This window comes from Roseovarius mucosus (assembly GCF_002080415.1).
In the GTDB taxonomy this organism is placed as follows: domain Bacteria; phylum Pseudomonadota; class Alphaproteobacteria; order Rhodobacterales; family Rhodobacteraceae; genus Roseovarius; species Roseovarius mucosus_A.
Genome location: NZ_CP020474.1, coordinates 3,787,653 through 3,813,599, shown reverse-complemented (window position 1 = coordinate 3,813,599; position 25,947 = coordinate 3,787,653). Strand labels below are relative to the sequence as shown.

Annotated in this window: 26 protein-coding genes, 1 tRNA gene and 2 riboswitches; of the genes, 13 read left to right on the top strand and 14 right to left on the bottom strand. The window is 60.5% G+C overall.

Annotated features, from left to right (window positions below; all coding sequences use genetic code 11):
• Window positions 1–166 precede the first annotated feature (166 nt).
• Window positions 167–253: riboswitch (glycine riboswitch) on the bottom strand.
• Window positions 254–284: 31 nt separating this feature from the next.
• Window positions 285–737 (bottom strand): RrF2 family transcriptional regulator, encoded by a 453-nt coding sequence (locus tag ROSMUCSMR3_RS18245; RefSeq protein WP_008281919.1) that lies wholly within the window; start codon window positions 735–737, stop codon window positions 285–287.
• A gap of 89 nt (window positions 738–826) precedes the next feature.
• Between ROSMUCSMR3_RS18245 and ROSMUCSMR3_RS18240 the strand changes: the two genes are divergently transcribed.
• A complete protein-coding gene (locus ROSMUCSMR3_RS18240) occupies window positions 827–1,399 on the top strand; it encodes a gamma-glutamylcyclotransferase family protein (protein ID WP_237183595.1) in 573 nt (190 codons plus the stop codon).
• Window positions 1,400–1,412: 13 nt separating this feature from the next.
• On the top strand, window positions 1,413–2,675 hold the full coding sequence (locus tag ROSMUCSMR3_RS18235; protein WP_081508284.1) for a DUF2254 domain-containing protein: 1,263 nt from the start codon (window positions 1,413–1,415) through the stop codon (window positions 2,673–2,675).
• Here ROSMUCSMR3_RS18235 and gltX read toward each other — a convergent pair.
• Complete coding sequence (gene gltX, locus ROSMUCSMR3_RS18230) at window positions 2,659–3,984, bottom strand: glutamate--tRNA ligase (protein ID WP_081508283.1); 1,326 nt, start codon at window positions 3,982–3,984, stop codon at window positions 2,659–2,661. The two genes, ROSMUCSMR3_RS18235 and gltX, sit on opposite strands and share 17 nt — an antisense overlap.
• Before the next feature lie 262 nt (window positions 3,985–4,246).
• Between gltX and ROSMUCSMR3_RS18225 the strand changes: the two genes are divergently transcribed.
• Together ROSMUCSMR3_RS18225 and ROSMUCSMR3_RS18220 are read left to right on the top strand one after the other, a co-directional pair.
• Complete coding sequence (locus ROSMUCSMR3_RS18225; protein WP_081508282.1) at window positions 4,247–5,167, top strand: MBL fold metallo-hydrolase; 921 nt, start codon at window positions 4,247–4,249, stop codon at window positions 5,165–5,167.
• Window positions 5,168–5,221: 54 nt separating this feature from the next.
• Window positions 5,222–5,617 (top strand): metallopeptidase family protein, encoded by a 396-nt coding sequence (locus tag ROSMUCSMR3_RS18220; RefSeq protein WP_081508281.1) that lies wholly within the window; start codon window positions 5,222–5,224, stop codon window positions 5,615–5,617.
• A 233-nt stretch (window positions 5,618–5,850) separates the two neighbouring features.
• On the opposite strand, the gene ROSMUCSMR3_RS18215 is transcribed toward ROSMUCSMR3_RS18220, so the two are convergent.
• Together ROSMUCSMR3_RS18215 and ROSMUCSMR3_RS18210 are read right to left on the bottom strand one after the other, a co-directional pair.
• A tRNA-Leu gene (locus ROSMUCSMR3_RS18215) sits at window positions 5,851–5,937 on the bottom strand.
• Window positions 5,938–6,037: 100 nt separating this feature from the next.
• Window positions 6,038–7,381 carry a peptidoglycan-binding domain-containing protein gene (locus tag ROSMUCSMR3_RS18210; protein ID WP_008281913.1) on the bottom strand — a complete coding sequence of 448 codons (1,344 nt, stop codon included), beginning with the start codon at window positions 7,379–7,381 and terminating at the stop codon, window positions 6,038–6,040.
• A 120-nt stretch (window positions 7,382–7,501) separates the two neighbouring features.
• On the opposite strand from ROSMUCSMR3_RS18210, the gene lipB reads away from it, so the two are divergent.
• Both lipB and ROSMUCSMR3_RS18200 read left to right on the top strand, forming a co-directional pair.
• On the top strand, window positions 7,502–8,146 hold the full coding sequence (gene lipB / locus ROSMUCSMR3_RS18205; RefSeq protein ID WP_237183594.1) for a lipoyl(octanoyl) transferase LipB: 645 nt from the start codon (window positions 7,502–7,504) through the stop codon (window positions 8,144–8,146).
• Window positions 8,147–8,242: 96 nt separating this feature from the next.
• A complete protein-coding gene (locus ROSMUCSMR3_RS18200; protein WP_008281911.1) occupies window positions 8,243–8,632 on the top strand; it encodes a c-type cytochrome in 390 nt (129 codons plus the stop codon).
• 65 nt (window positions 8,633–8,697) lie between these two features.
• Here ROSMUCSMR3_RS18200 and arsB read toward each other — a convergent pair whose 3' ends face one another.
• The 4 genes from arsB to ROSMUCSMR3_RS18180 are packed head-to-tail and all read right to left on the bottom strand — an operon-like array spanning window position 8,698 to window position 12,795.
• Window positions 8,698–9,705 carry an ACR3 family arsenite efflux transporter gene (arsB, locus tag ROSMUCSMR3_RS18195; protein ID WP_081508279.1) on the bottom strand — a complete coding sequence of 336 codons (1,008 nt, stop codon included), beginning with the start codon at window positions 9,703–9,705 and terminating at the stop codon, window positions 8,698–8,700.
• On the bottom strand, window positions 9,702–10,964 hold the full coding sequence (arsJ, locus tag ROSMUCSMR3_RS18190) for an organoarsenical effux MFS transporter ArsJ (RefSeq protein WP_081508278.1): 1,263 nt from the start codon (window positions 10,962–10,964) through the stop codon (window positions 9,702–9,704). Before arsJ ends, arsB begins: the two co-directional genes overlap by 4 nt.
• Window positions 10,961–11,959, bottom strand: coding sequence for an ArsJ-associated glyceraldehyde-3-phosphate dehydrogenase (locus ROSMUCSMR3_RS18185; RefSeq protein WP_081508277.1), 999 nt, complete (start codon window positions 11,957–11,959; stop codon window positions 10,961–10,963). Before ROSMUCSMR3_RS18185 ends, arsJ begins: the two co-directional genes overlap by 4 nt.
• The gene (locus ROSMUCSMR3_RS18180; RefSeq protein ID WP_081508276.1) at window positions 11,956–12,795 is read right to left on the bottom strand and encodes a helix-turn-helix domain-containing protein; all 840 of its coding nucleotides are present in this window, start codon (window positions 12,793–12,795) and stop codon (window positions 11,956–11,958) included. Before ROSMUCSMR3_RS18180 ends, ROSMUCSMR3_RS18185 begins: the two co-directional genes overlap by 4 nt.
• A gap of 357 nt (window positions 12,796–13,152) precedes the next feature.
• On the opposite strand from ROSMUCSMR3_RS18180, the gene ROSMUCSMR3_RS21715 reads away from it, so the two are divergent.
• Window positions 13,153–13,386, top strand: a complete 234-nt coding sequence (locus ROSMUCSMR3_RS21715; RefSeq protein ID WP_237183593.1) for a toxin-activating lysine-acyltransferase — start codon at window positions 13,153–13,155, stop codon at window positions 13,384–13,386.
• 434 nt (window positions 13,387–13,820) lie between these two features.
• On the opposite strand, the gene ROSMUCSMR3_RS18165 is transcribed toward ROSMUCSMR3_RS21715, so the two are convergent.
• Both ROSMUCSMR3_RS18165 and ettA read right to left on the bottom strand, forming a co-directional pair.
• On the bottom strand, window positions 13,821–14,672 hold the full coding sequence (locus ROSMUCSMR3_RS18165; RefSeq protein WP_157667358.1) for a hypothetical protein: 852 nt from the start codon (window positions 14,670–14,672) through the stop codon (window positions 13,821–13,823).
• Window positions 14,673–14,915: 243 nt separating this feature from the next.
• On the bottom strand, window positions 14,916–16,571 hold the full coding sequence (gene ettA / locus ROSMUCSMR3_RS18160; RefSeq protein WP_008280334.1) for an energy-dependent translational throttle protein EttA: 1,656 nt from the start codon (window positions 16,569–16,571) through the stop codon (window positions 14,916–14,918).
• A gap of 151 nt (window positions 16,572–16,722) precedes the next feature.
• Here ettA and ROSMUCSMR3_RS18155 point away from each other — a divergent pair, with 151 nt between their 5' ends.
• Together ROSMUCSMR3_RS18155 and dacB are read left to right on the top strand one after the other, a co-directional pair.
• The gene (locus tag ROSMUCSMR3_RS18155; protein ID WP_081508273.1) at window positions 16,723–17,334 is read left to right on the top strand and encodes a nicotinate-nucleotide adenylyltransferase; all 612 of its coding nucleotides are present in this window, start codon (window positions 16,723–16,725) and stop codon (window positions 17,332–17,334) included.
• Between the two features lie 58 nt (window positions 17,335–17,392).
• A complete protein-coding gene (gene dacB, locus ROSMUCSMR3_RS18150; protein WP_081508272.1) occupies window positions 17,393–18,892 on the top strand; it encodes a D-alanyl-D-alanine carboxypeptidase/D-alanyl-D-alanine-endopeptidase in 1,500 nt (499 codons plus the stop codon).
• A 5-nt stretch (window positions 18,893–18,897) separates the two neighbouring features.
• Here dacB and ROSMUCSMR3_RS18145 read toward each other — a convergent pair whose 3' ends face one another.
• Entirely contained in the window at window positions 18,898–19,557 is a 660-nt protein-coding gene (locus ROSMUCSMR3_RS18145; RefSeq protein WP_081508271.1) for a glutathione S-transferase N-terminal domain-containing protein, read from the bottom strand.
• A 28-nt stretch (window positions 19,558–19,585) separates the two neighbouring features.
• Window positions 19,586–20,527 carry an alpha/beta hydrolase gene (locus ROSMUCSMR3_RS18140; RefSeq protein WP_081508270.1) on the bottom strand — a complete coding sequence of 314 codons (942 nt, stop codon included), beginning with the start codon at window positions 20,525–20,527 and terminating at the stop codon, window positions 19,586–19,588.
• Window positions 20,528–20,640: 113 nt separating this feature from the next.
• Window positions 20,641–20,717, top strand: a riboswitch (SAM riboswitch).
• Window positions 20,718–20,773: 56 nt separating this feature from the next.
• Between ROSMUCSMR3_RS18140 and metZ the strand changes: the two genes are divergently transcribed.
• The 4 genes from metZ (at window position 20,774) to ROSMUCSMR3_RS18120 (ending at window position 24,305) form a co-directional block, all read left to right on the top strand.
• Window positions 20,774–21,958: an O-succinylhomoserine sulfhydrylase gene (metZ, locus tag ROSMUCSMR3_RS18135; RefSeq protein WP_008280329.1), complete on the top strand. Its 1,185-nt coding sequence runs from the start codon at window positions 20,774–20,776 to the stop codon at window positions 21,956–21,958.
• A 138-nt stretch (window positions 21,959–22,096) separates the two neighbouring features.
• Entirely contained in the window at window positions 22,097–23,197 is a 1,101-nt protein-coding gene (gene folE2 / locus ROSMUCSMR3_RS18130; RefSeq protein ID WP_008280328.1) for a GTP cyclohydrolase FolE2, read from the top strand.
• Window positions 23,198–23,364: 167 nt separating this feature from the next.
• On the top strand, window positions 23,365–23,961 hold the full coding sequence (locus tag ROSMUCSMR3_RS21510; protein WP_081508269.1) for a hypothetical protein: 597 nt from the start codon (window positions 23,365–23,367) through the stop codon (window positions 23,959–23,961).
• A gap of 122 nt (window positions 23,962–24,083) precedes the next feature.
• Window positions 24,084–24,305, top strand: a complete 222-nt coding sequence (locus ROSMUCSMR3_RS18120; protein ID WP_008280326.1) for a hypothetical protein — start codon at window positions 24,084–24,086, stop codon at window positions 24,303–24,305.
• A gap of 34 nt (window positions 24,306–24,339) precedes the next feature.
• Here the strand turns inward: ROSMUCSMR3_RS18120 and ROSMUCSMR3_RS18115 are convergent, their stop codons facing one another.
• Together ROSMUCSMR3_RS18115 and ROSMUCSMR3_RS18110 are read right to left on the bottom strand one after the other, a co-directional pair.
• Window positions 24,340–24,951, bottom strand: coding sequence for an inner membrane-spanning protein YciB (locus ROSMUCSMR3_RS18115; RefSeq protein ID WP_081508268.1), 612 nt, complete (start codon window positions 24,949–24,951; stop codon window positions 24,340–24,342).
• Window positions 24,952–24,992: 41 nt separating this feature from the next.
• Window positions 24,993–25,895 (bottom strand): EamA family transporter, encoded by a 903-nt coding sequence (locus ROSMUCSMR3_RS18110; RefSeq protein WP_081508267.1) that lies wholly within the window; start codon window positions 25,893–25,895, stop codon window positions 24,993–24,995.
• Window positions 25,896–25,947 lie beyond the last annotated feature (52 nt).

Sequence of the window (25,947 nt, the reverse complement as noted above, 5' to 3'; positions counted from 1 at the left end):
CCGCATCCTTCCCTTTTTCATGGGTCCGGATCAACTGTCGATCAGTCCGGCACCGCCTATGCGCAAGCCCATTACAAGCTGCGCCACGATGCCCCCTCTGTCCTTTTGCCTGAGATCGCTATCCCGTCGGCGGCCCGGTCAAAGCCAGGCTCTCTCCAGAGTTTCGAGGATCGGGCAGGTCCTTGCGCCTGAGAGTTTCCGGGGCGGTTGCTCCTTCGGCACTGGCTTGCGCCAGTTCTCCCTATCCGATCTAATGTGCACGCTAGTATACAGCAGCCCTCATTTCAAGCCTGTTTGAGACAGGGAACCGTTGAAAAAATCGCGAAGAGCGCGTCGTTGTTGCAGACGAGGGCATCAAGGGTCACCTCATCCAAATGCGCGTAAAAGGCCTCGACCGCATCGACAAGCGCCACCCGCAAGCGGCAGGCCTTGGTCAAAGGACAGGTGTTGTCCACATCGGCAAAGCATTCTGCGACGGGCGTGTGCTGCTCCAACTGGCGAAACACGTCACCGACAGTGATTTGAGACATGGGACGCCCCAGACGTACCCCGCCGGTGCGCCCACGTTGGGTATAGAGAAAGCCCAGCTGCGACAGACGATTTATCACCTGCGCCAGATGGCTTTCAGAAATGTTGCAGCGCTCGGCAATCTCGGCCTTGGTGACGAGACGGTCGCTGTTGGCAGCACAAAACATCAAGAGCCGGATGGCAATATTGGTGCGTTTGGTAATCCGCATAACAGTCATTCCCCTCATTGAGTGGATCAAGTCTTGCGGTGAAACAGCCGCGCGGCCATGATCCAGATCAAGACAGGGGCAAAACAGTGATTGGGAATTCATATTTCTTTGGCTACGGCAGCCTTGTGAACCGCGCCAGCCACAGTTTTGAGGCGGCCATACCTGCGCAATTGACCGGCTGGCGGCGGATCTGGAGACACACCACTCTGCGACCGGTGGCCTATCTGACGGTGGTGCCAGACCCCGAGGCAGAGATCGACGGGCTGATTGCCCCGGTGCCCGATGCCGATTGGCCTGCACTTGACGCGCGTGAGGCGGCCTATATCCGCGCACCCGCCGCGCATCAGGTCCGCCACCCCCTGCCCCATGCCCCCGAGATCGCCGTCTATACCATTCCCGACGGGCTGCATGCGGCCCCGAGCCATGCGCATCCGATCCTGCTCAGTTATCTCGATGTGGTGGTGCAGGGCTATTTCCGCGAATTCGGCGCGGCGGGCGTGCAGCGTTTCTTTGATACGACGCAGGGCTGGGATGCCCCCCTGCTTGATGATCGCAGCGCGCCCAGATATCCCCGCCACCAACCACTCACGGCGGTCGAGCGAGCGCTGACTGACCAGCATCTTGAACGGCTTGGCGTGTCGATCCTCGCCAGAGACAGGTAACCAAGGCGCGCGCGTGAAAATCCACATCCTCTCAACCACAGCCCTCTCGCTCCTGCGTCTCAGCCGCAAGCTTTGGTTGCGCGTGACGCTGTTTGCCCTTCTGGCGATCCTGGCCTCGGGCGCAGCGATATTGCTCGAGGACCAGATCCCGAACAGTCTCAAAGCGCGCTTTACGCCAGATGCCGTCATGCCGATCCTGACGATCCTTGCTTCGGGGATGCTTGCGGTCAGTACATTCTCGCTCAATGTCATGGTCACGGCGCATAACGCCGCTGCCGGTCAAACCACGCCGCGTGTGCATGCGATCCTGCTGGCGGATACGACCACGCATACGGTTCTGGCAACTTTCATAGGCGCCTTTGTCTATGCGCTAAGTGCGATCATCCTCTTTCAAGCGGGGTTTTATCCCGAAGGGGCCAGCGTGCTCGTGTTGGTCTTTACCGTGGCGGTTGTTGTGTTGGTGGTGGTGGCGCTTTTGCGCTGGATTCACCATCTCAGCGATTTGGGCAGCATGGATGCCACTTTGTTTGCGGTCGAACAAGCGGCACGCGACAGCCTCATGCGCGACCGCAGCCTCCCCTCCCTTGGGGCGCAGCGCCTGTCCGAAGATACAGTTTTACCGGATGAGGCCCGCCCGTTGACGGCACCCCAAACAGGGTATCTGCAACTTATCGACATGCACGCCATCAGCGAGAAGCTGGGTACGGATCAAACCCGTGTCTATTTCTATGTCCGGCCCGGTGCCTATCTGGTTCGGGGCCAGACCATCGGCCATGCGAGCGGGCTGGCCGAGGATGAGCGGCGCGCCATCTGCCAGAACCTGACCATCGCCGCCACTCGCAGCTTTGAGCAGGATGCAAGCTATGGGTTGTTGGTGCTCTCGGAAACGGCCTCGCGCGCGCTATCGCCGGGGATCAACGATCCGGGCACCGCAATTGCCGTTCTTTGCCGACAGGAAAAGCTCTTGCTCGACTGGGCCTATGCCACGCATGCCGAGGATAGCCCGCGCTTTCCCCGTCTCTTCCTGCCAGAGACATCGCGCGTGGCGATGATCGACACGGCCTTTGCCAGCGTCGCCCGTGACGGCGCGGGACAGATCGAAGTGGCGTTGCGCCTGCAACAGGTTTTGGCGCGGCTCGCGTCTGTACCGGATGCCACTCTTGCCCAAGCGGCGCGGGAGATGTCGCAACATGCCCGCGAATATGCTGAAACGGCCCTTACCGTTGAGCGCGACAAGACCCGATTGCGCGCGGCGGTGCTTAGCCCCTCGCCCTGATCACCTGCAAGAGCGGCAGCACCTGCGCCATTTCCGGCCCATGCGCCTGACCGGTCAGCGCCTTGCGCAGCGGCATGAAGAGGCCCTTGCCCTTGCGTCCCGTGGCGTCTTTGACCGCTGTCGTCCACTTCCCCCAAGTTTCTGAATCATGCGGCCCCTCGGGCAAAAGCGTCATGGCTTGTGCCACAAACTCTCGGTCCTCGTCCTCGATCACCGGGTCCGCGCCATCCCGGAACAGCGCCCACCAGCCGTCAAGATCCTTGAGCGTGGTGATATTCTCGCGCGTAACCTCCCAGAATTGCGGGGCCAATGACGCAGGCACGCCAATGTCTGCGATCTTGCTTGCGACCGCCGAAAACGGCAGCGCCGCCAGATGCCGCGCAGTCAGCGGAAATAGGTCATTCTCGTCGAACTTGGTCGGTGCCGAGCCAAAGCGCTCGATATCAAAGCCCTCGATCAACTCGGCCATCTCGCTGCGCAACTCCACCGGATCAGCCGACCCCAGCCGCGCCATCAGGCTCAAAAGCGCCATCGGCTCGACGCCCCGCGCGCGCAGGTCGCGCAACGACAGCGCGCCCAGACGTTTCGACAGCGCCTCACCCTGCGGCCCTGTCAAAAGCGAGTGATGCGCGAATTGCGGCGGGGTGGCCCCCAAGGCCTCGATGATCTGAATTTGGGTGGCCGTATTGGTTACGTGATCCGAGCCGCGCACGATATGCGTGACGCCCATCTCGACATCATCCACAACAGAGGCCAACGTATAAAGAACCTGACCATCGCCACGAATAAGCACCGGATCACTGACCGAGGCCGCATCAATCGAAATATCGCCCAAAATGCCGTCGTTCCATTCAATCCGTTCTTGGATCAGTTTGAACCGCCAGACACCATTGCCCCGCTCGGCGCGCAGCTTGTCTTTATCCGCCTCACTCAGCGCCAGTGCAGCACGGTCATAGACCGGCGGGCGGCCCATGTTGAGCTGCTTCTTGCGCTTGAGATCGAGTTCAGTCGGCGTCTCGAACGCCTCATAAAAGCGCTCCATGCTGCGCAGCTTGTCCGCCGCTTCGGCGTAGCGATCCAGCCGCAGCGATTGCCGCTCGATCCGGTCCCAATGCAGGCCCAGCCACTCCAAATCCTGCTTGAGCGCGTCGACATAGGCCTCTTTCGAGCGCTCGGCATCGGTATCGTCAATCCGCAGGATAAACGTGCCCCCCGCGCGCCGGGCAATGAGATAGTTCATCAGCGCGGTGCGCAGATTGCCGACATGGATATAGCCGGTGGGCGACGGGGCAAAGCGGGTGGTGATCATGGGCGTCTCCTGACTCTGCCGCGGGCTTTGTCACAGGTGCGCGCGTTTGTCCAGATTGCGGCCCCTCGCCATGGGCGGGTGAGGCGGGCGGCTTTGCGATTTTCAAAGGGGTGCACAGGCGCGGCGGCTATCCGCAGTCGCCTGCGCAGGGAATAAAGCCTTTCGTTGCGGGCCAAACCACTCTCAATTTTCCGTGAGCACGATGCGCACTATATAGAAGCGCGCTACCCTGACGCGAGCATCAACAAACCAGGAGGAAACCATGTCCAGACCCACGCTGACCCGTCGCGCAATCCTCGGCTCTGCCGCCGCTCTGCCCCTTGCGGCGATGACCACGCCTGCCCGCGCGGCAGCCCCAATGCTTGGGGCATCCACCACGCGGTATAACCGGGTGACACTGGGCGACTTCGAGGTGACGACCTTGCTTGCTGCGACCACGGCGCGACCGGACCCACAGACGATCTTTGGCCTCAATGTCAGCGCCGAAGAATTCGCAGCCGTTTCAGCAGCCAACAATATTCCAACGGATCAGGCGCAGTTTTTCTTTACGCCCACGGTAATCAACACCGGCGCGGAACTTGTGCTTTTTGATACCGGCCTCAACCCGGATGCCATCACCAGTGCGCTTGCCGCCGCGGGATACACGCCCGATCAGGTTGATGTCGTCGTTCTTACCCATATGCACGGCGACCATATCGGCGGTCTGATGGGCGAGAGCGGGGCGACGTTTCCCAATGCCCGCTACGTGACCGCGAGCGCCGAATACGACCATTGGGCCGCTGCCGGAAACGAAGGATTTGACAGCAAGATGCGTCCCTTGGCGGAAAAGACCGAAATGATCGGTGACGGGGCAAGCGTTGCCTCTGGCATTACCGCCATGTCTGCCGCAGGGCACACGCCCGGCCATACCGCCTACATGATCGAGAGCGGCGGCAAATCGCTGGTTATCGCCGCCGATTTCGCGAACCACTATGTCTGGTCGCTCGGGTATCCCGACTGGGAGGTGACATTCGACATGGACAAAGCGCAGGCCGCCGCAACCCGACGCAAGGTTTTGGGCATGTTGGCCGCCGATAAGGTGCCGTTCATCGGCTATCATATGCCCTTCCCTGCCGTGGGCTATGTCGAGACGCGCGGCGACGGGTTCCAGTATGTGCCCGCCAGCTATCAGTTGATGCTCTGATCCGGCGCGCGGGGGCGGATTTACATTTCCGCCCCCGCGCCCCATATGCCGGGAATGACCACGCCCGACCCCGATCTTGCAAGCTTTGAGGACATGGCCCGCGCTGCGTTTGCCGCGCTGCCCCCGGCCTTTTCCCCTGCGGCGCAGAGCGTGGTTTTGATCGTCGAAGACTGGCCATCCGCAACACTGCTTCACGAGATGGGGATCGACGATCCGCTTGATCTGACTGGTCTCTACGAGGGCATCCCCCTCACCGAGAAATCGCATTTCGATCAGCCTCTTGGCCCTGATACGATCTGGATTTTCCGCGAGCCTATCCTTGAGGAATGGCGCGACAGGGGCGATATTGATCTGGCCGATCTGGTCACGCATGTGGTGGTGCATGAGCTTGCCCATCACTTCGGCTGGTCGGATGAGGATATCGCGCGCATTGACCGCTGGTGGGAGTGACCGGGGTCAAAGCGAGCACTGCGCAGAAAGCAGCCTCCGCACAGCCTATCCTGTCGCGCCCTGCCCTAGCACCTGACGACCCTGCTCAACGCGGTGCCGACCCCAAGAAAGCCATGCCGTGCAGTCTGGTTTTGAGTGACGCAAAACCAACTGAAATCACCGCCAAAATTGGCGTGACAACTTGCCTGTTCTGGAAATTCTCTTGATCAACACTCCACCCTCTGGGGGTGAAATGGTGCGGTCGAGAGGACTCGAACCTCCACGGGAGTTACCCCACAGCGACCTCAACGCTGCGCGTCTACCAATTCCGCCACGACCGCACGTGATCAGGTAGGTTCGGGCCGTATATGCAAACTCATCCGGCTTGTGAAGGGGCAAAACACATCGCCCCTTCGGTTTTTCAAACGCAGGTCTTGATATCTATTCAAGCTTGAACGTCGGCAGGGTTGCCACCGGCTGCACGGCCTCGGCGGCGCCTGTCTGCGCGCTCTGAGTATGGAACGCCGCCTTGCGCAAAAGTGCGGTGCGCCCGGTGTTTCCGGGGGCAAAAACGGGCTCTACCCCGCGCTCTACGGCCTCAACGGCGGTTTGGTACCACGCAAGCGCAAGATCAGGGCGGCGGGTCGTACCAAAGCCTTCGTTCAGGTGATGGCCCATCAACTCGCCATAGGGCTCTTCGCCCAAGGCAGTCAGCAACAGGCCAGATCCCAGCGCCACGTTCATGTTGTCGATTCGATAACCAACCGAGAGGCATATTTTGGCGGTTCCCGCCAATTGCGCCGGGGATTGCCCGGATTGCAGAACAAAACTGCGGACTTGCTGAACGACCTCATCGCGCGAATTGAGCGAGAGCGCCGCCACATGATCCCGCATCGCAGGCTCAAAGGCGCGGCACTGTTCTTCAAGTTGCGCCGCCGTGACGCCCTTTAGAGAGGCCGCCATCGTCTCGCCTTCGGCAATCGCATAGGTGCGCGCAAGGCAAAACTGTTCGTTGAGCGCGATGCGCCCATCGTTGAGCGATGCCTCGGTGACAAAACCACCGTTGGAATTGGTGATAAGGCTAACCTGATTGCAATGCGACGCAAGAGACGGCCCCTCTCCGCCAGAGGCCATCAGATTGGGCAGCGCGGCAAATCCCACGGCTGCCGGAGCCGTCTCGGCAGTTGGAGCGGAAACCTGCGCGGATTGCGGAATGGCCGCCATCACTGGCGACGGCGCCGTTGGGGCCTGCACGGGTGCTGCCGCATATGTTGGCACACCTACCGCCTCGTCTCGATAGGCCAGCAGCAGGCCGCGCGTGCCCTGACCACGTTGTGCGATCAACTGCGCTGTGGCCGCCCCGCTGCTTTGTGCCCGGTAGTACGAGCTAATAAGAAACTGCCGCTCATAATCCGCAAGATAGCCGGTTGGCGGATATCCCATATGCGCCTGAAACTGCGCGGCGGCGTCCCGCGTGTTGCGGCCACGCACACCGTCGGGGGTGCCGGCGGGAAAGCCGAAGTAATTGAGTGCCGACTGTTCTTCTCGCACTTGCTGACGTTGCACCGAGTTCACTGGTGCGGGTGCCTGATACACCCGTCGTGTTGTCGTTGTCGTCTGTTGCTTGCGTTCCCGCGCCTTTGCGCTTTCATTGACGATGATACCGCTGACTGCGCCACCAACAAGGCCACCAACAAGCCCATCCTTGAAATCCGCCTGTGCCACGCCGACCGGCAACGCGACCGAAGCCGCCAAAGCCATCATCAGAATTCGTTTTGAAAACATCGTTCATCTCCCCTAAGCAGGTGCAAAACTTAATAAGACAACCTACCACAAGTTTCCCTCATACGTGAACAGAGTCAAACCTTGCGCCTCAAAACCCCCTTCGCCATCGACCGATCCGGCGTGGAATGGCATATCTCGACCGATCTTGTCCCCTATCCCGAGGCGGTAGCGGCAATGGAGGAGCGCGTAGCGCGAATCGCCGAAGGCAGCGCCGCCGAGGCAATCTGGATGTTGGAGCACCCGCCGCTTTACACCGCTGGCACCTCGGCCAAACCGGCGGATTTGACCGATCCTGACCGTTTCCCGGTATATGAGGCGAAACGCGGTGGGCAGTACACCTATCATGGTCCCGGTCAGCGTGTCGTCTACATCATGCTGGATGTGGGCAAGCGCGGGCGCGATGTGCGGTGCTTTGTGCGCCAGCTGGAAAAGTGGGTGATTGCAACACTCGCCGAATTCAACGTCACCGGCGAAATCCGCGCAGGTCGCGTTGGTGTTTGGGTGACGCGCCCCGATAAACCACTGACCGCAACGGGCCAACAAGCCGAGGATAAGGTCGCTGCCATCGGCATACGCCTGCGCAAATGGATCAGCTTTCACGGCATCTCGATCAATGTAGAGCCGGATTTGGAGCATTTCTCGGGCATCGTGCCCTGCGGCATTTCAGAGCATGGGGTGACCAGCCTCGTGGATCTTGGCCTACCTGTCAGCATGGATGACCTTGATGTCGCCCTGCGCCGATGCTTTTCAAAGGCATTTGACTGAGGCAAACCGCCGCCTGCACCAAAGTTGGAGGTTGCAAGCCGGGGCAGTCGGGCTATGGTTACATCCGGAATGCAACCAACCCTAATGAGGTAGCTCATGAAGACCCTTCTCGCCGCGTCTGCCACTCTTGTGGCTCTTTCCTTTCCCGCTTTTGCCGCAGGCGACGCCGCCAAAGGCGAAAAAGAATTCAACAAATGCAAAGCCTGCCACATGATCGCCTCGGAGAGCGAGACCATCGTGAAGGGTGGCAAGACCGGCCCGAACCTTTATGGCGTGATCGGCCGTACAGCAGGCAGCGTAGAAGGTTTCAGCTATTCCGATGGCCTGGCCGCAAAAGGCGCTGAAGGTTTGGTATGGGACGAAGCGGAATTGGCCGCATACGTGGCTGACCCCAATGAATATCTTGGCAGCCGCTCGAAGATGACCTTCAAGCTGGCCAAAGGTGCCGAGGACGTGGCGGCCTATCTCGCGACCTTCTCGCAGTAAGCGATCCAAAAGCCGCAAGGCAGATAGCCCCGTGCAAAACAGCGCGGGGCTTTTTCATGCGCAGTTCAGGCAAATCGCGCGCGCGTTTTGTTGGCCAGTGCCACCAACGACAACATCACCGGCACCTCGACCAACACGCCCACCACCGTCGCCAATGCCGCGCCCGAGTTTAGGCCAAAGAGCGAAATCGCCACAGCGACCGCGAGTTCAAAGAAATTCGACGTGCCGATCAGCGCACAGGGGGCTGCGATCCGGTGTGGCACCTTGAGCAGCCATGCCGCCGCATAGGCCAGCGCAAAGATGCCATAGCTTTGCAGGATGATGGGCACCGCAATCAACCCGATCACCATGGGCCGCTCGACAATGACCCGGCCTTGAAGGCCAAAAAGGATCATCACCGTCGCGATCAGCCCAAGGATCGACCAGGGTTTCACCCGCGCCTGAAACGCCGCAATCCGCACCTCTGACCCCAGCCTGCGCCGCGTGAGCAACCCCGCCACCAGCGGCAGCGCCACAAACAGAAGGACCGATAAAACCAGCGTTTCCCACGGCACGACGATATCCGTGACGCCCAACAGAAACGCCACGAGCGGCGCAAAGGCAAAGACCATGACCACATCGTTGACCGAGACCTGCAACAGCGTATAGCTCTCGTCGCCCTTGGTCAGCTGCGACCAGACAAAGACCATCGCCGTGCAGGGGGCCGCCCCCAAAAGGATCAGCCCGGCGATATATTGCTGCGCATCGGCGGGGGCGATCAGATCGGCAAAGACACCTTCAAAGAACAGCACCGCCAAAGCCGCCATGCTAAAGGGCTTGATCAGCCAGTTCACCACCAGTGTGATTGCCAGTCCCTTGGGTTGGCGCGCCACTTGCCCAAGGCTTGACGGGTCGACACCGATCATCATCGGATAGACCATGGCCCAGATCAGCGCCGCCACGATCAGATTGACCCGCGCCACCTCTGCCGCCGCAATCGCCGCGATAAGGCCCGGCGCGATCAGGCCTAGGATGACGCCCGCCGCCATTGCCAATCCAACCCAGACAGTCAGATAGCGCTCAAACCCGCTCATGCCTCTGCCCTTTCCTGTGGGGTCAACTTTCCGGCGGCCAGCGCCGACAGCGCGACCATCGCTGTGGCAATGCCCAGCATCAAGGGTAACCCCCCCAATTGATAGGTCAGCCCCGAGAGCAGCGTGCCCAAGAGGCGCCCACTGGCATTGGCCATGTAATAGAACCCTACATCCATTGTCACCCGTTCCGCACGGGTAAAGGCAAGGATGAGATAGGAATGCAATGCCGAATTCACTGCAAAAATAGCGCCGAAGACCAGCAAGCCCGCCACAAGTGCACCTGTGAGCCAAGCCTGCGCCCCCCCCGCCAGCAGCGCCAGTGCAGTCAAAACCGCTGGCACCAGACAGAGCGCAATGGCCCAGCCCCGCGCCGCCGCGATCAAGGCCGCCTCGGGCCGCGATTGGGCGCGCAGAATTTTGGGGGCCGAGGCCTGCACCGCGCCATAAAGGATGATCCAGCCTGCCATGAACGTGCCGATAAGGAAAAAGGCTGCGCGATTGCCAGCCTCGGACCCATCCGACAAGACGCCATAGAAATAGATCGGGATGCCCACCACAAACCACACATCACGCGCGCCAAAAAGAAACACGCGCGCCGCGCTCAGCCAGTTCACATTGGCGGATTTCGAGAAGACTTCCGAGAATTTCGCGCCCTTGCGCCCGCGTGGCAGGCCCGGCGGCATGGCCCAGGCCACGGCCACAAGGATTGCTGCCAACACGCCCGCCATGGCCCAGACCGCGCCCACGAACCCAATCCCCGCCAAAAGCGCAGCCCCCAAGAGAAAGCCAAGGCCCTTGACCGCATTCTTGGACCCGGTGAGCACCGCCACCCAGCGAAAAAGCCCGCCCTCCTCGGAAGGGGCCAGCAACTTGACGGCGGATTTCGACGACATCTTGGCCAGATCCTTGGCCACGCCAGAGACCCCTTGAACGCCCATCACGAAAGCCACCGAGAGCGCGATGCTCCATGTCGGATCAAGTTGCGCCAGCGCAATCAACGCCACCACTTGTAGGCTTAGCCCGGCATAAAGCGTGGCCGTCAGCCCAAACCGAGCGGCAATCCAGCCCGCCGATAGGTTCGTCACCATGCCTGCGACTTCGTAAAGAACAAAGAGATAAGCCAGTTGCACCGGGCTGAAGCCCAGCGTGTGAAAATGCAAAAGCACCAGCATCCGAAGCGCGCCGTCGCTGAGCATGAAGGCCCAATAGGCGGCTGTGACGGCGATATAAGCGCTTAATCCCTCAGGTCTTGCGGTCACAGGCTGTCCCCGACCATGCAGGCCACATCGACCAACCGATGCGCATAGCCCATCTCGTTGTCATACCAGACATAGACCTTCACCTGCGTGCCATTGACCACCATCGTAGAGGGGGCATCAACGATACCAGAGCGGGTGTCATTGGTGTAATCCGCGCTGACAAGCGGGCGGGTTTCACAACCCAGAATACCCGCAAGCGGGCCCTCAGAGGCTGCCTGAAACAACGCGTTGACCTCCTCCACCGTGGTCTCGCGCTCCATTTCAAACACACAATCGGTGATCGACGCATTCAGCAGTGGCACGCGCACGGCATGGCCGTTCAAACGCCCCTTGAGTTCAGGATAGATCAGGGTGATCGCCGTGGCGCTGCCCGTGGTCGTCGGGATCAGAGAGTTGAGCGCAGAGCGCGCGCGGCGCAGGTCCTTGGCGGGGCGATCCACGATGGTCTGTGTATTGGTCACGTCATGGATCGTGGTGATCGACCCGTGCTTGATGCCAATGCTCTCGTGCAGCACCTTGACCACCGGAGCAAGGCAATTGGTGGTGCAGCTTGCCGCCGTCACGATGCGGTGTCGTGCAGGCTCATAAACCGCGTGATTGACGCCGTAAACGATATTGGCGGCATCGCCATCCTTGACCGGGGCCGAGACCACGACCTTTTTGATACCTGCGTCAAAATAGGGGGCAAGTTTGGCCTCGGTCTTGAAAACGCCGGTGCAGTCGATCACCACGTCAACGCCCGCCAAGGGCAGGTTGCTCAGGTCTCGCGCGCCGATAAACGGCAGGCGCAGGCCGTCGATGATCACCGCGCCCTCGTCATGGTCAAAACTGGCGTCCCAACGCCCATGCACCGTGTCGAATTCCAGCAGGTGGGCGTGCATGGCGGCATCGCCCACCGCGTCATTGATCCAGGCGATCTTGGCCCCCCGCGCGATCAGCGGCTTGAGGATCAGCTTGCCGATCCTCCCCAGACCGTTGATGGCATAGACGGTCATGTGCCCTGCCCCACATCCTGCCGCGCGATGTCATCGACCGCGGCTTGCAGGCTGACGCGGTCCAAGGTCGAAATCGGCAACGCCGCAAAGGCCGTGATCCGGTTGCGGAGCGCGCCGTAAGCCTGTTGAAACGCCAGGCTTTTCTGTGCCTCCGTGCCTTCGACCTTGACCGGATCGGGCATGCCCCAATGGGCGCTGACCGGCTGGCCTTCCCAGGCCGGGCATTCCTCATTTGCGGCCGTGTCACAGACGGTAAAGACAAAGTCGAGCGCGGGGGCATCGGGACCGGTGAATTCTGACACATTCTTGGCGCGCAGCGGCGTCACGTCATGGCCCTTGGCGCGCAAGACCTCCAGAGCGAAGGGATTAAGCTCGGAATAGGGGCGCGTGCCGGCGGAAAAAACAGTAAAGCGGTCGCCCGCCAGATCGCGCAGGATGGTTTCGGCAAAGATCGAGCGGGCGGAATTGCCAACGCAGATGAAAAGCACGGAGTATGTGCGGTGGGCCATATCGGGGCCTCCTTTGAGGGTGGGAAAGGGGGCGCAGATGTCAGGTCGCCCGCGACAGCAATCGTTGAACAGGTAATCAAAGGTGCGTCGCACCTCTGTCATGTCGATGGAATATCTGAGCGAGGTGCCCGCCCGTTCTTGGCGCACCAACCCCGCCTGCATCAGCGCCGCAAGATAGGCAGAGAGGGTCGAGGGTTTGAGGTGCAGAATCTCGGCCAATTCACCCGCCGGGATACGGTCTGGGTAGCGGCGCATGAGCAGCCGAAAGATCGCCAGCCGCTGCGGGTGACCAAGGGTTGCGAGGCGGATGGGGGCTAATGTTTCCATTTTTCTGGAATATAAGAAATATAGAGAATATCAAGTGAAGGTTTTGTGACGAGGGTCGGGACTGGCACCCCCCGTAGGGTGCGCATTCATTGCGCACCGTGGGGCAGGCGGCTGGGGTGCATTGGTGCGCAATGAATGCGCACCCTACGGCGGGTTATTTGGAAATCGAATAGATGAAATGATGTTGACGCGACCAGTTGATGCTGGTTTCTATTTTTACGAGAGTGAGTGCAACGGTAGCGCGGATTGAGTGTAGCGAATGACGTCCGGACAGACCGAAGGCAAAAGAGGGCGACTGTCGGCGTCGATGCCAGAACCTTCGGCTCCGCGCTCGGACAGGCCGTCTGGCTGGTGACCATGGACAAGCGCTATCGCGACCGTCCGATACGCGAGATTGAGGCGCTGGTCGCCACCCCGATCCTTCTGCGACAGTTCAAGATCTATTCGAAAGGCAAATCGCCGGTTGCGTTCCTGACCTGGGCCAGCGCGTCGGACGCGGTCACGGCCAAGGTCGAGGCGCGCGCCGCCGGCGCTGGAGGACTGGCGGTCGGGCGCGAGCCTCGTGGTGGTCGATGTGGTGTCGCCCTTTGAGGAGGCAGAGGGGGTGCAGAGGTTCATGAACGCGCTGCCAAAAAAAAGTGAATGAACCTAGCGGAGCAGAAGATCCAGGGCAAACAGTGGTGGGAAAAAAAAGAAATCATAGAATCCCCGTGCTGATCAGGCGCGGCACCTGGGGGTCCTTGATCGTTCAACTCTTGGTTGTTGCCATTATGAGCAACTGGCTTTTTAGCGATCACCCGGTTCACCAGCGTTTTTTCTACGGGAATATATTGGTCATACTCTACCTCATTCACAACATTATCAGGGACTTGGTGGCTTTACGAAAGGGGGGAAAGGATGAGTGACGAAAACGAAAGCCAGCCGTAGGGTGCGCATTCATTGCGCACCGTGGCGCGGATAGCTGCCGGTGATAGGTGCGCAATGAATGCGCACCCTACGGGGCGGCAGTATCAAGGCAATAACAATTAAAACGGGATGGCGTTCTCCACGCTGGATTCAAAATCAGCTTTAAAGCGACGCTCATTTATTGCATCACCATTAATCTTAACGTGACTATGGTCGCTTGACAGGTGCTTGACGGAAATTTCCAAATCGCAATAAGCGTCAGTCTTCAGAATATCACTTATTGCATTATCGACCGATGTGTTGAAATAACTGCGAATGAATACTTCCACCGTTTTTGCCCCAATTTTTGTCCATCTGAATGTTTCTGCCCTTTCTCTAGGGTCGTTAATTATCCGATTATTAGAAGCACGAGCGGCAACGGAAACTAATTTTCTGTCGAGCCGCTCTAAGCGTTGAAGAATTATATCCCCAACTGGAAGTTCTTTGCTCTCAACCTCTGGAATCTGAAATGGCCCAAGTTGTCCAATGAAACTATTTTCCTTGGAATGCTCTGATGATTTCTCTAATGCTGCAACCAACTCTATGCGAAAGGCTTCCATTTTTGGATGCCTGAGGTCCCGGGGATACCCAATATAACGGTTTGGACCCGTATCAAAAGGATACTGGGTCATATCATCCTTTATTATGACGGTGGGTTTCTGAGTCGCCATTCTAATTCCTAACTCGAAGAATACGTTAGGATTGCGGCCACTTACGTCGCAAATCACGATGTCATCGTTGTAAATATTCTGCAGTATTTCTTTATGGATCAAATTTGATTCAAAAGTATCGCTAACTAAGCGTGCTGAAAAGCCAGCGTCCTTCGCCGCGACCTCGACTATGTTAAGAACATCTTTCCAATGTGAGGTTGGCAGCCCATCACATTCCGATATTGGCATAACAATGCCACATACCTTCTTAGTTTCAGACATAAAATTCCCCGCAACCTAGAACAAGCAAATTCATGAATTAAACTTAACAATCAAATCTGTATTTTAGACAACACAAAATAGTTAACATCTTACATCACACAATCATTGTCTAATGACCGGCCAGCCGTAGGGTGCGCATTCATTGCGCACCGTGGCGCGCATTGGTGCCAGTGATAGGTGCGCAATGAATGCGCACCCTACGCGGTGTGACAGGCCCCGGGTCGGGCCCGGGGCTTCACAGGATTACCTTACGAACTTCTTGTGCTTTACCCGCTTCGGCTCGAGCGCATCCGGGCCCAACCGCCGCTTCTTGTCTTCCTCATAAGCCGAGAAATCGCCCTCGAACCATTCGACATGCGCATCCCCCTCAAAGGCCAGAATATGCGTGCAGATGCGGTCGAGGAAGAACCGGTCGTGCGAGATGACCACGGCGCAGCCTGCGAAATCCATCAGCGCATCTTCCAGCGCGCGCAGGGTTTCGACGTCGAGATCGTTGGTCGGTTCGTCAAGGAGCAGCACATTGCCGCCTTCTTTCAGGAGCCGCGCCATATGCACGCGGTTGCGCTCGCCCCCCGAAAGCAACGACACTTTCTTTTGCTGGTCGCCGCCCTTGAAGTTGAACGCCCCGCAATAGGCACGGCTGTTGATCTGGGCGTCGCCCAACACAATCACCTCGGCCCCGCCCGAGATGGCCTCCCAAACGTTATCCTCGGGCTTAAGATCATCGCGCGACTGGTCGACATAAGAGAGCTGCACCGTATCGCCCAGCTCAATCTTGCCCTCGTCGGGCTGTTCCTGCCCGGTCAGCATCTTGAAGAGTGTGGATTTGCCCGCACCGTTGGGGCCGATCACACCGACAATGCCGCCGGGCGGCAGCGAAAAGCTGAGATCCTCGATCAGGAGCTTGTCGCCCATGTGTTTTTTCAGCCCCTCAACCTCGATCACCTTGTTGCCAAGGCGCTGACCATTGGGGATGACGATCTGGGCACGGCTGATGCGCTCGCGCTCGGATTGACCGGCCAGCTCGTTATAGGCGTTGATCCGGGCCTTTTGCTTGGCTTGCCGCGCCTTGGCACCTTGGCGCATCCATTCGAGTTCGCGCTCCAGCGTCTTTTGCTTGGATTTATCCTCGCGCGCCTCTTGCAACAGGCGCTTGGCCTTTTGCTCGAGCCAGGCGGAATAATTGCCCTCATAGGGGATGCCCCGGCCCCGGTCCAACTCGAGAATCCAGCTGGTGATGTCATCAAGGAAATAGCGATCGTGGGTAACGATCAGGATCGTGCCCTTGTAGGCGATAAGGTGCTGTTGCAGCCAGGCGATGGTTTCTGCGTCAAGGTGGTTGGTCGGTTCGTCAAGCAGCAGCATGTCGGGCGCTTCGAGCAAGAGTTTGCAAAGCGCCACGCGGCGGCGTTCACCGCCCGAGAGGGACGCAACGGATGCATCATCGGGCGGGCAGCGCAGCGCCTCCATCGAGATATCGACCTGACTGTCGAGATCCCAGAGGTTCTGGCTGTCGATCTCGTCCTGCAACTGCGCCATCTCGTCGGCGGTCTCGTCGCTATAGTTCATCGCCAATTCGTTGAAACGGTCGAGCTTGGCCTTCTTCTCGGCCACGCCCAGCATCACATTGCCGCGCACATCAAGACTGTCGTCGAGATGCGGTTCCTGCGGCAGATAACCGACGCGCGCGCCCTCGGCGGCCCAAGCCTCGCCGGTGAAATCCTTGTCCATCCCGGCCATGATGCGCATCAGGGTGGATTTCCCCGAGCCGTTCACGCCCACAACGCCGATTTTCACCCCTGGCAGAAAGTTGAGGTGGATGTTCTCAAAGCATTTCTTGCCGCCGGGATAGGCCTTGGAGACGCCCTGCATGTGATAGACATATTGATACGCTGCCATGATGTGCCGCTCCGTTCCGCTTGGGTGAGTTCTAATTCAGCCCGCGTGATACCCGGATGGGCCTGCGGGGGCAATGGTCTGCGCATCTGCGGATCACAGGGCACCCCGGATTTCGCTTTACACCGCCCGCGCCGCTGGCAATGAAAGGGCGATGACACATGCCCTGCCCCATTCCCGCCCCGGTCAGGTGATCGGCCTTTTGGGTGGATCGTTCGATCCGCCGCATGCGGGGCATCTGCATATCAGCCGCGAGGCGCTGCGGCGGTTCGGGCTTGACCGGCTGTGGTGGCTGGTCAGCCCCGGCAACCCGCTCAAGGCGCATGGCCCCGCGCCGCTTGCGCAGCGCCTGGCGGCGGCGCAGGCGCTGGTGGATCATCCGCGTATCGACGTGACCGATATTGAGGCGTGGACCGGCACGCGCCATACCGCTGCCACGCTGCGCGCACTGCGCAGGATTTGCCCCGGTGTGCGGTTTGTCTGGCTGATGGGGGCGGATAACCTGGCGCAATTCCATCTTTGGCAAGATTGGCGCGAGATTCTGGATACGGTGCCGGTGGGGGTGCTGGCGCGGCCCGGTCAGCGCATTTCGGCGCGGCTGTCACCCGCCGCACGCATCTATGCCCACGCCCGCCTGCCCGATTATGACAGTCAGGCATTGGGGCGGCGCGACGCGCCGGCGTGGTGCTTTGTCAATGTGCCGATGATGGATATTTCCTCGACCCGGCTCAGAGAGGCGGGCAGTTGGACAGGGGCGCAAAAGTGAGCGCGCGGCGGGCAAATCGTGATTGCGTGCAAGACTGGCCTAAGGTTAACTCTGCGTCATGAGCACAGGCATTTCACGGCGGTATTTCCTGGGCACGGCGCTGGCGGCGCTCGGCAGTTCGGCTATGGCTGGCGCGCCTGCGGTATCGCTCAGGCCGGTGGCGCGGCCCGACGGGGGGGCACGGCGCGCCGTGCAGCGCGCCCCAGCCGCTGAGGCGCTGATTTCTCAGGCCAATCTATCGGGCCGGGTGGGCTATGCAGTGGCCGATGCGCGCACGGGGCAATTGCTTGAGTCGGGCGATGCTACAACCGGCCTGCCGCCCGCGAGTGTCACCAAGGCGGTGACCGCGCTCTATGCGCTTGACGCCTTGGGGCCGGAGCATCGCTTTGGCACGCGACTGATCGCGACCGGGCCGATTTCGGGCGGTGTGCTGAATGGCGATCTGATCCTTGCAGGCGGCGGAGATCCGACGCTCGAGACCGATGGGCTGGCCAGCCTTGCGGCCAATCTGGCCAAGACCGGGCTGCGCGAGGTGCGCGGGAGGCTCCTTGTCTGGGGTGGGGCAGTGCCATTTACCCGCGCCATCGACGAAACACAGCCAGAGCATGCGGGCTACAACCCGGCTCTTTCGGGCCTCAACCTCAATTACAACCGCGTGCATTTCGAGTGGAGGCGCGCGAATGGCAAATATGCCATCACCATGGATGCAAGGTCAGACCGCTATCGCCCCGATGTGACCATGGCGCGGATGCGAATCGTGGATCGCAACGTGCCGGTCTATAGCTACAAGGACGCGGGCAGCTATGACGATTGGACCGTGGCGCTGGGCGCGCTGGGCACGGGCGGCGCGCGCTGGTTGCCGGTGCGCAAACCCGAGCTTTACGCGGGCGAGGTTTTTGCCACCTTTGCGCGGTCCCAAGGGATCAAGACCGGCGCGCCGCAGGTCATCGACCGCCTGCCCGGCGGCACCGCGATTGTAACCCATGCCAGCGCGCCACTTGCCACCATCCTGCGCGACATGCTGAAATTCTCGACCAATCTCACGGCGGAAATGGTGGGGCTGGCCGCCTCGGCCAAGCGACGCGGGGCGGTGGTGGCGCTGGATCAATCGGCGCAGGATATGAATGCTTGGGCGGCGCAGGCGCTGGGCATGACCGGCGCGGCGCTGAGGGATCATTCAGGCCTCAGCGACCGCTCGCGCCTGTCGGCAGCGGCGATGGCGCAGGCCTTGGCGCGGGCACATCGTGCGGGGCTTTTGCGGCCGCTTTTGCGCACGGTCGAATTGCGCGATGCGCAGGGGCGCCCCAATCGCAACCATCCGCTAAAAGTGGCGGCCAAGACCGGAACGCTGCATTTCGTGAGTGCGCTGGCGGGCTATGTGACGACGCCGCAAGGGGCCGATCTGGCCTTTGCGATTTTCACCGCAAGCGACAGTCTGCGCGCGCGCATCGACCCCTCGCAGGATGACAGCCCGCCCGGTGCGCGAAGCTGGAACTCGCGCTCAAAGCAGTTGCAACAGTCCTTGATCGAGCGATGGGGCGCGGTTTACGGGGGCTGAGGCCGCTATTTCCGTGCGGTTGGATCGCGACGTTTGTCAGCGTGAAGCGCGCGGCCCCGTTGCACCCCGTCCCGCGGACCCAAAGTGTCGAGCCAGCGCGCGAAATGCGGTTTATCCTCTAGCGTTTGTTGCTGCCCCTCCCACAGTGAACACCACCCCCAGAGCGCCATATCGGCGATGGAATAGAAATCGCCCGCGACAAATTCGGACTGCGCCAATTGCCGGTCGAGCACGCCGTAGAGGCGGCCCACCTCAGAGCGGTAGCGATCCTTGGCATAGGGGATGTCTTGGGGTGCGTATTTGAGGAAATGATGCGCTTGGCCTGCCATGGGGCCAACACCGCCCATCTGCCACATGAGCCATTGATCAACCGCGATATGATCGCGCGCGGTATTGCCATAGAACTGCCCGGTCTTGCGCGCCAGATATTGCAGGATCGCCCCGGATTCAAAGATGTGGATCGACGCGCCATCCGGCCCCTCGGGGTCGGTGATGGCGGGGATGCGGTTGTTGGGCGAGATTTTCAGATAGTCGGGGGCGTGTTGATCGCCTGCGCCAATGTCGATCAGGTGGCAGCGATAGGGCAGGCCCATTTCTTCGAGGGCGATGGATATTTTCCAGCCATTCGGTGTGGGCCAATAATAGAGATCAATCGGGGCGGGCATGGGGCAGGCTCCTGAGCATGGGTCGCGCTCAGAATGACGGTTTACGGCCCATTGGCAAGGGCAGGCGTAGCTCTGGCAGGGTCAAGAGGCGCGACCAACGCGGCTCGGGTACGCAAGGCAGCGCCGCCCGGAATGCGCAGAGCGGCAGATCAGGGCCCCGGCGCAGAAGGCTGCTGTAGAGCGTAAAGACACCGGGGCGCGTGTAGGGCGACCAGTGGCAGATGCGCGCGGCGGGCGGTGCGATGGCAAAGCCCAGACGCGCCAGCACTGCAAGCGTGCCGGGATGATCCATTTGAAGGTTGAGCACATTGGGTCCAGCGGGCAGCGCCAGCCCAAGGCTGCGGTCGCCGCGCCGGGGGGCCGGGATCAGGCATTCGAGGAGGAAATCGTAAAAATCATTCTCACGGCTGGTGATATTGATCAGCTCGACGCCGCGTCCCGCCGGGGTATCGAGCGCTGCGGCGGCGCGCTGACCGAATTCGGCACCGGCCAAAAGGATCAGCCGGCGCAGGGCGCCCTTGGGCAGATGTGCCAGCGCCGAAAGAACCACGCGCGCGCCCAGCGAATGCGCGACCGCGTGGATCGGGCGATCCGGGCAGACAGCCCGAATCATGGTGATCAATTGCGCCAATTGCGCCCCCGCCTTGGCCGCCTCGGCATAGGCGCGCCAGATGTTGCCGCGCGCAGGCCAGCCAAAGGCGATGCCAAGCCCCTCATCTGCTGCGCCGGTGCCAAAGCCAAGCCCGGCGGGCCAACTGCGCACCTTGAAACACCTGCGTTCCGGCGCGAGAGAGAAAATGTGATCATGCGGACATTCGGTGGCATGGTGGGGCGCGTATTTGAACCCGTGGACCATCAGGATCACGGGCCCCCTGCCCCGCAACAGGCCGGGAAGCGCCAGCGCCGGATCACCGGCCCCGTCATGCAGCACCGGGCCGGTTGGCCCCGTATTCACATGGATCAGCGGCATGTCCCTCACCCCACCAGATGTTGTGGTTGAGAGCTACGCGGTGCAGACGTCGCTTTGGTGACGCTTGCGTGAAACCTGCGTGACAGAGTTGACGATCCGCGCGCGCGGGAGTAAGTCGCAACCGTGGCGATTTGTTACCGGATTGCGGGCCACGTTAAACAAACCGCTAAAAGGTCAGGATGAAAGGCCCCTTTCGCTTGACCGCGTCGGGGCTTTTTTCGTGGGCAGGCGGCCCGGAGGTTGGATATGAGCGAGACTTGGCAAAAACGGACCAAACTGGTGCATGGCGGCACGCGGCGCAGCCAGTATAACGAAGTGAGCGAGGCGATTTTCCTCACCCAAGGGTTTGTCTATGACAGCGCCGAGGCGGCAGAGGCGCGGTTCATCAAGGCGGGCGCGGATGAGTTCATCTATGCCCGCTATGGCAACCCCACCGTCGCGATGTTCGAGGACCGGATTGCCGCTCTTGAGGGGGCCGAGGATGCCTTTGCCACAGCAAGCGGCATGGCGGCAGTGTCGGGGGCGCTGACATCCCTGCTGCGGGCGGGGGATCACGTGGTCTCGGCGCGGGCGCTCTTTGGCTCTTGTCTTTACGTGCTCGAAGAAATCCTGACCCGGTTCGGGGTCGAGGTGACATTCGTCGATGGCACCGATCTGGAGCAGTGGCGTGCGGCGATCCGGCCCGGCACCAAGGCCGTCTTCTTTGAGACGATTTCAAACCCGACGCTCGACGTGGTCGATATTCGCAGCGTGGCAGAGTTGGCGCATGCAGCGGGGGCGCTCGTGCTGGTGGATAATGTGTTTGCCACACCGGTATTTTCGCGCGCGATTGAACAGGGCGCGGATGTGGTGATCTATTCGGCGACCAAACATATCGACGGCCAAGGCCGCACGCTGGGCGGGGTTATCCTTGGCACGCGCGATTTCATCCGTGGCACCGTTGAACCCTATATGAAACATACCGGCGGCTCGATGTCGCCCTTTACCGCTTGGGTCATGCTCAAGGGGCTTGAGACCATTGATCTGCGGGTGCGGGCGCAGACTGCGAGTGCGCAGGCGATTGCCGAGGCGTTGCACGGCGATGCGCGGCTGGCGCGGGTGATTTATCCGGGGCTGAGCAGCCATCCGCAGCACGATCTGGTGCGCGCGCAGATGGGCGAAGGTGGCACGGTTCTGGCGCTCGATCTCAAGGGCGGCCAAGAGGCGGCGTTCCGCTTTCTCAATGCGCTGGAAATTGTGGTGATCTCGAACAATCTGGGGGATGCGAAATCCATCGTGACCCATCCCGCCACCACCACCCATCAACGCCTGCCCGCCGCGCAGAAGGCGGCACTTGGCATCACGCCGGGGCTGGTGCGGCTGAGCGTGGGGCTGGAGGATTGCGGCGACCTGATCCGCGACATTCAGAACGCGCTGGAGGCAGCATTCTGAGGCTGAGAGGTTTTTCAGTAATTTCCGGGGTTTGAATGATCCGCTTTGCCGCATTTGACGTAAATCCCTACGATAATGGCAATTCCTGCGGAAACCCTGTATGTAAGGGTTTGGCAGAGCGGATAGGGAAGTTTTGCGATGAATGTGCATCCGTCTGAGATGAAGCCTGCACCGGACCGGGACGAGGCCAAAGAAGCGCTGGCGCTGCTGCGGTCTTGGGCGCGCGCCGCGTCGCCAGAAGAAGTGGCCGATCTTGATCCGGCGATTGCGCGGCTTTTGCCCTCGGGCGAGGTGGCGAATTATCCGCTGCTGGCGCGGGAATATCCCGAGAGCTTTGCGACGAGTGCCGCCTATCTGGCAAGCCTGCCCGATCTGCAGAATGGTCCCGCATCGCTTATTCGGGGCACGCGGCAACAGTTGCAGCATGTGGGCATTTCCAATTTCCGTCTGCCGATCCGCTATCATACCCGTGAGAATGGCGATCTGACGCTTGAGACCTCGGTCACGGGCACGGTCAGTCTTGATGCGGGCAAGAAGGGCATCAACATGTCCCGGATCATGCGCAGCTTTTACAAGCACGCGGAAAAGACATTCAGCGCCGATGTGATGGAGGCCGCACTTTCGGATTACATCACCGACCTCGACTCGGTCGATGCGCGGTTGCAGATGCGTCTGTCTTATCCGGCGCGGGTGCGGTCGCTGCGGTCGGGGCTGGAAGGCTACCAATATTATGACATTGCGATGGAGTTGGTGAAGAACGCCGGCGTCACGCGCAAGTTCATGCATCTCGATTACGTCTATTCGTCAACCTGCCCCTGTTCGCTGGAATTGAGCGAACATGCACGGTCCGCGCGCGGACAACTGGCCACACCGCATTCGCAGCGCTCTGTTGCGCGGATTTCGGTGGAACTGGTCGAGGACGATTGCCTGTGGTTCGAGGACCTGATCGAACTGGCGCGGCGCGCGGTGCCCACCGAGACGCAAGTCATGGTTAAGCGCGAGGATGAACAGGCCTTTGCTGAGTTGAACGCCGCCAACCCGATCTTTGTCGAGGATGCCGCGCGGCTTTTTTGCGAGCAGCTGCTGGCCGACCCGCGCATTGGTGATTTTCGCGTCGTGGCCAGCCATCAAGAAAGCCTGCACAGCCATGACGCGGTCAGCGTTTTGACTGAAGGAGAGACCTTTGCGGCGCAGAGCCTTGATCCCCGGTTGTTCCAGACCCTGATTCATGGGCGCTAAGCCCGGAAAATCGGCAAAATGGCCAAATATTAAGCAGAAATCCGCGTAACGCTGCGAAAGTCGTTTGACCTGTGGTCAAATTGCTGCAACGCAGCGTGGCGCGCGTTATATTCTTGTGATCCGCTTGCGTTAAACGTAAGCGCGCACCTGCTGAAAAGGACGAACTCATGCTTTCACCCGAAATTCCGCTGAAACTGTCCGCCGCCGGAATCCGGTTGACCGGATTTATGGTCGAAAACCAGTTGCGCGTGGCGCAGGTTTATTGCGAGGCGTTTCTGAAAACAGGGATATGGTCGCGCAGCCTGACGGCAAAGGCGGCTGTGCCGGCGACGCCAGTCAAGACGAAGGCGGCCCCGAAGCCGAAGGTGGCGGATGCCAACGCCAAACCGCGCCGTGCCGCGCGCGCCGCTGTGGCCCCGGTCGCCCCGGCCACACCGGCCAAAACTGCTGCCCCGGTGACACCCCCCGTGCAGCAGGCCGCAGCACCTGCGGCCCCTGCCGTTGCTGCAAAACCCGCCCCGCTGACCGAGGTGAAGCCTGCCGTGCAACCGGTGCCGATGGCCGCGCCCAAGCCCGCACCCGTGGCTGAGGCGGCCCCCGCACCAAAGCCGGTAGCACCCGCGACAAGCGCGGCACCAACCGCGGCACAGACCACTTCGCAACCCACTGCGCGTGTGATCCCGGTTGACGCTGGCGCGCCCAAGCGTCAGCCTTCACCGCCCCCGGCGATGCCGCAAGGCACACCCAAGGCCAAGGCGAAGTAAGATACAAGGCCGGGATGCAGAACCTGCAACCCGGCCATTCCATTTCCGCGCTGGTCACGTCAATCTGACTGACCTATCTAGTGAGCAGGGAGGAAACCAAACCACGTAAAGTGAGGTTTCCAATGGCTAATATTACAACGAATGTGTCTGCTTCTCCTCTGCGCGAGGGGTGGAAACGCTTTGTTGCGGCACTGGTGCGCGGGCTGGAAAAACAGGCCTCTGTCACCGCGCGACGCAATCGGATCGAAGCGCTGGAAGCGAAATCCGACGCGGAATTGGCCCGAATGGGGCTGCGCCGCGAAGACATCGTCTATCACGTCTTCAAGGACCTGTTCTACGCCTGAGACGACAGGGGGGCGGGCATAAACGCCCGCCCTGTCAGGTGCCTTTGGTGTCTGTTTCTTCGGTCGAATGATCGCGAAACAGGGCCCCTTGCGCCATAAAGAACACAAAGATTGCTGCCGTCAGACCGAAAGTCTTGAAATAGACCCAGATTTCTTCTGTCTGGGTGCGCCAGATCGCCTCGTTCAGCAGAGCGAGACCGAAGAAGAACAGCATCAGGCGCCGGGTGAGAATCATCCACCCCGCATCGGTCAGGGGCATCACCCCATCCATGACATATTGCAGATACGAGCGCCCACGCATCAGGCCGTATCCCAGCACACCGCCAAACAGCAGATAGATCATCGTTGGCTTCATCTTGAAGAAACGGGGATCGTTGAACCAGACGCTGAGCCCGCCAAAGACCACGATAAGAACTGCCGTGACCACCTGCATCCGGCTGAGATGACCGGTGAGCCGCCACAATAGGCCCATCGAGATCAGAAATACCGGGATGAATCCTGCGGTGACGACGATAAAGCCCTCATATTCGGTGCCGCCGATGGTAAAGACCCGATCCTTGAGCCAGAGATAGGCGGCGAAAAAGCCCAGCACGGGGCCGAATTCCAGAACCGGCTTGGCCCATTTGGGTGGCTGCGTGTCATCCATAGTCTCAGGTTTCCTTATCGCTTAGGCTGCTTGTGGCGCATTCAGCCGCCAATCTCAACTATGACCGCCCCGGCCGCGATCAAGGACATGAGCGCAATTCGTCGCGGCCCCACCGTTTCCTTGAGCACAAGCCAGCCAATTAGGGCGGCAAAAACAGTGGATGTCTCGCGCAGCACCGCCGCCTCGCCTACCTTGTCAAGGCGGGTGGCCAGCATGATCGAGCCGAAGGAGAAGAACGCAACCACCCCGCCCGTGACCCCGCGCAGCATCAAGGCGCCGACGGCGGGCCGCTCTGGCATGTTGCGCCAGCGCAGATAGGCGAAAGGCGGGATCGTCAGCCCATCGAGAAAGAAAAACCACGCGAGAAACGTAAAGGGATCTGCGGTGGCGCGGATGCCGTAGGCGTCATAGGTGGTGTAAAGCGCCACAAAGAGCCCCGTTGCCACCGCCAGCCCCAGCGCCAGCGGCATGGTATCGCGGTTGAGCGTGAGCGTGCGCAGATTATAGACCGCAAGCCCGTAGATACCGCACAGCAGCACGCCCACCCCCAGCCATTGCACCGGCGTGAACACTTCTCCGAAAATCGCATAGGCCCCGATCACGGTGAACAGCGGCCCGGTGCCACGCACAACGGGGTAGACCACGGTATAGGCACCGCGCGTATAGGCCATGGCCTGCAACACCTTATAGCCGATATGGATCACCACAGCGCCGGCAAAGATGGGCCACATATGCGCCTCGGGCCAGGGCACGACGAAGAGGGCAAAGGGTGCGGCCATGGTGGCGTAGCTCGCATCTATCACCCCGCGGCTGAGCCAAGGATCGTGCCGCCCCTTTTGCAGCGCCCCAAAGATTGCATGCAAGAGCGCCGCCAAGAGGGCAAGGGCCATGGCAAGTTGATGCCCCGCCTCGGTGCCCTCGAGCGAAATCAGCCAAGCGCTCATTCAGAGGCAATGGCCATGGGGGGCCAGCCCCCCAAACCCCCCGAGGTATTTG